Origin of the sequence: Parapedomonas caeni, assembly GCF_041060555.1 — a bacterium.
GTDB lineage: Bacteria > Pseudomonadota > Alphaproteobacteria > Sphingomonadales > Sphingomonadaceae > CAUJIW01.
The window spans coordinates 1-3,880 of sequence record NZ_JBEUDS010000054.1 but is presented as its reverse complement, the minus strand read 5'-3'; the positions used below and the strand labels follow the sequence as shown (position 1 = coordinate 3,880).

4 protein-coding genes are annotated in these 3,880 nt (G+C 66.0%); 3 read left to right on the top strand and 1 reads right to left on the bottom strand.

Annotated elements, in window-relative coordinates:
- Positions 1-479: 479 nt before the first annotated feature.
- Positions 480-1,211, top strand: a complete 732-nt coding sequence (locus ABU113_RS17020; protein ID WP_454560643.1) for an enoyl-CoA hydratase/isomerase family protein — start codon at positions 480-482, stop codon at positions 1,209-1,211.
- 83 nt (positions 1,212-1,294) lie between these two features.
- Positions 1,295-2,638, top strand: a complete 1,344-nt coding sequence (locus ABU113_RS17015; RefSeq protein WP_454560642.1) for a serine hydrolase domain-containing protein — start codon at positions 1,295-1,297, stop codon at positions 2,636-2,638.
- 8 nt (positions 2,639-2,646) lie between these two features.
- Here ABU113_RS17015 and ABU113_RS17010 read toward each other — a convergent pair whose 3' ends face one another.
- Positions 2,647-3,417, bottom strand: coding sequence for a TetR/AcrR family transcriptional regulator (locus ABU113_RS17010; protein WP_454560641.1), 771 nt, complete (start codon positions 3,415-3,417; stop codon positions 2,647-2,649).
- A 210-nt stretch (positions 3,418-3,627) separates the two neighbouring features.
- Between ABU113_RS17010 and ABU113_RS17005 the strand changes: the two genes are divergently transcribed.
- Positions 3,628-3,837, top strand: a complete 210-nt coding sequence (locus tag ABU113_RS17005; protein ID WP_454560640.1) for a hypothetical protein — start codon at positions 3,628-3,630, stop codon at positions 3,835-3,837.
- The last annotated feature ends 43 nt before the right edge of the window (positions 3,838-3,880 follow it).

Here is a 3,880-nt window from a genome sequence, read left to right as displayed (position 1 = left end):
GCAAAACCTCAACCTGCCGAAGCTTCGTGACGATCTCGTCGGGCTTGTGTCGCTTGTTTGCCATTGTGGTCCTCCTTCATGGTCAAAACCATACTTCAAGGTGGACCCGTTCAATGGGGGTGGATCACGGTGATTCGTGCATGGTCTTTCCCCCCTATGTGCTGATTCGTAGAATATGAATTTATGTTCAATATCGGCCGGGTGTTGTCGGGTTCGGAGTGGTGGCCTGCATGGCGGCGTATGTCCTTGAATGTTCAGGCTGAGCTGCAACGACCCTGTGGCGGCGGCACGAGTCCGGCGCCTGGCCCTTCTGTTTCCAACGTTTCCCGTCCCCCGGGACGCACCGTGCGGCACGCCGGCATTGATTACTTGAAATTAAATTTAAAATCAAATAGGGATCGTGACACGTTCAGTACAAAGCCAACGAGGTTGGAGCATTGACCCTTTCGCCGGAAGTTCTCTCATCGCGTCAGGGGCGGGTGAGCTGCATCGCCCTCAACCGGCCCGATTGCCTCAACGCCATCAACGAAGCGATGGTGATCGCCCTCGTGGCGGCGCTGCGCGCGGCGCAGGCCGATGCGGATACCGATGTCATCGTGCTGCATGGCCTGGGTCGCGCCTTCTGTGCCGGTGACGACCTCACCGCCCACGACGCGCCAACGGTGCCGGTCGACGAAGGGGTGATGCAGGCGCGCATCGACATCATGCAGCAGGTCAGCCGCGAAATCATGTTCGGCGACAAGCCGGTGATCGCCGCCGTCCATGGCTGGGCGGTCGGCGGCGGCCTGGAGTGGGTGATCAATTGCGACGCCGTGGTGTGGTCGCGCGAGGCGCGGGCGTTCTTCCCCGAAATCGGCTGGGGCATGTTCGTCACCGGCGGCGTGACCGCGCTGCTGCCGCGACTGATCGGGCCGCAGCGGACCCTCAACTGGATGCTGACCGGCGAGAAGCTGTCGGCCGAGCTGCTGGAGACGGTCGGTCTGGTCACCCGGGTCGCCGAGCCGGGACGACATCTGGAGGAAGCAATGGCGCTGGCGGGCGAGATCGCCGCCAAGCCGGCCGGCGTGGTGCGGGCGCTCAAGCGCGCGGTCAACCTGCTGGACCGGGAACGCATCGAGAAGGCGATGGCGACCGAGACCGCCAGTCTGGCCGCCTGTCTGCTCGATCCGGATGTGTCGGTGCGGGTGGCGGCGTTCAAGGGTGACGCCTGAGGCCCGGAAAAGGGGTGCCCGACAGGCCGGGCGTTACGATAACAGGTGAGTCGCCGTGCGCGGCGGCAGGGGGAGACGACAGGATGATGCGGCCATTGACGGTTTGTGCGGTGCTGCTGGCGCTGACGGCGGGTGTCGCCAACGCCGCGCCGGTCGATACCGGGGCGGCGGCCAGCCTTGACGCGGTGATGCAGGCGCTGCCGCTGGTGGCGGCGGACCCGGCGCGGCCGGAGGCGGTCCATAATGCCGTGGCGGTGGTGGAGGATCGCGCCGGCGCGCTGCTGTTCGGCCGTGGCGTCGGCCCGGCCCGTGACGGCCAGCCGGCGCTCATCACGCCGGACGATCAGTTCCCGATCGCCAGCGTGACCAAGACGATGACCGCCACCATCATCCTGCAGCTGGCGGAGGAGGGCGCGTTCGGCGCCACCGGCCTCGACACCACCCTGGGGTCGCTCGGCGTGCTGCCGCCCGAGGTGCTGGCCCGCCTGCTGATCCATCAGGGGCGCGCCTATGGCGCCGGCCTGACGCTACGCCAGTTGCTGGCGCACCGGGCCGGGCTGCGCGACGTGTTCATGGACGATGCCCGCGAGACGTCGGACGCCCGCCATGGCGAGGCGGCGCCAGATTCGCTGGGCGGCGTGCTGCTGGCGGGACTGGGGGCGCATCGGCAGTGTCTGGCGACACCCGGCTGCGACGTCGCCAAACTGGTGACCGGGCGCACCTGGCGGCCGTGGGATGCCCGCCGGCCGACGGACCCGCAGGCCGGCGTGCTCAACTTCTTCCTCAACTACAAGGGCGGCGCCACCAACGCGCTGTTCGCGCCCGGCGCGGGCTACCACTACAGCGACACCGGCTACATCATCCTCGGCCTGGTGATCGAGAAGGTCACGGGCGGGACGCTGCATCAGGCCTATCGCGCCCGGCTGTTCGATCCGCTGGGGATGGGCCACAGCTATCTCGACTATGCGGTCGCGCCGGCGGCGGCGGCCTACACCAGCCGCGAGGCCGATTTCTATATCGGCGACTTCGCCGGACGCACCGGCAAGTTCAACATTTCCTTCGACTGGGCCGGCGGCGGCGTGGTGTCGACGGCGAGCGAGCTCAACCGCTTCATCCGCGCCCTGGGCGAGGGGCGGCTGTTCCGCAAGCCGGAAACGCTGGCGCTGATGCTGACACCGCATCTGCGCGAAGAGCGCAACGGCCTGATCGTCGAGCGCGGCCTGGGTGTTGCCCGCCTGACCACCGCCGACGGCATTTCCTGCTATGGCCACACCGGCTTCTGGGGGGCGATCATGCTGTATGAGCCGTCGACCGGCATCAGTCTCGCCGGCACGCTCAATCAGGTCGGCCATAATCCGGCCGGCTGGGCGATCGAGTTGATGCGCGCGGCCCGCGCCCAGCGCCCGCCGGCGAGTGCGGGGCAATAAGGGGGGACTCAGGCCGCTGGTACCTCGCCCAGACGCAGGCTGGCAAAGCCTTCATAGCCGCGCAGATGCTCGGCCGGCGGGTTGGTGAGATAGACCGTGCGGTACCACAGGATGGCCAGGAAGTGCGCCACGTCGTCGGGCGCGCTGAACACCTTGACCAGGTTGGGGTTGCGGTCGACGTACAGCTCGAACAGGAAGTTGTCGACCATGCCGCCCAGCGCGTAGGCGATCATCAGGCGCTGCTCGTCGCCGAGCGACACGCCGGGGCAGCGGCGTGCGATGTCCTTGGCGATGCGGATGCTCCAGTCGGCGCTGACGCGCCGGTAGAGTTCGGAAAACTCCGCTTCTTCTTCGTCGAAATGCAGCAGGCAGCGCATCAGGCCGGGCGTGCGGGAATAGGCGGTGACCATGACCTTGTTGGCGCGCAGGATCGACTCGAAGGCGTCGCCGGACGATGGCCCGCCGCCGGCGTCCTGGATGCGCCAGCTCTCCAGCAGCTCGGAGAGGATTTCGTGGGTGAGGTCGGCCTTGCCGGAGAAATAATGGTAGAGCAGGCTGACGTTGACGCCGGCCTCCGCCGCGATGTCGGACAGCCGCATGGCCCGATAGCCGATGCGTTCCAGCACGCGCACGGCGGCCTCCTTGAGGCGGTCGCGCGTCTGGTTGCCGCGCTGCGTCTGCGGTGCCGCCGGCTTCTTGCTCACCGCGTTGCGCCGCTCCTTGCGGCCCACGGGGGCGACGGCCGGACGGGCACTGACCTGTTTCTTTTTCGTTGTCATTGTCTTCATTGAACAATTGGGGTGTCGGGATGATAGCGGAAGTTGAAGGTAAAACCAATTTCGAATTGCGCCCTGCGCATCGGGAATACAACTTGAATTTAAATTCAATCATGGTAGAGGTGCGGAACCGGGCAGGGGGTTCCTGCCGTTGACGGCTGGGCGCCGCTCAGGCGCCTGTTGCCGACGTGTATCGGAAAATGGGTGGGCCGCGTGACACAGACGGAATATGATGTTGAGACTCTGGCCTCGCTGGTGGGACAGGAGATTCTGGTCAGTGACTGGATCTCGATCTCGCAGGAGGAGATCAACGATTTCGGTCGGGTGACGCGCGATCCTGGTCGCGTCCGTCAAGGTGGTGTAATTTCGGCTGTGGCCGTGGGCCATCGTCAGGCGGCTTTGGCGGTGATGTGTAGGGGCTGATTTTCCTCCTCGATCATGGGTTGGTTGAGTTCGGCCATGCCTT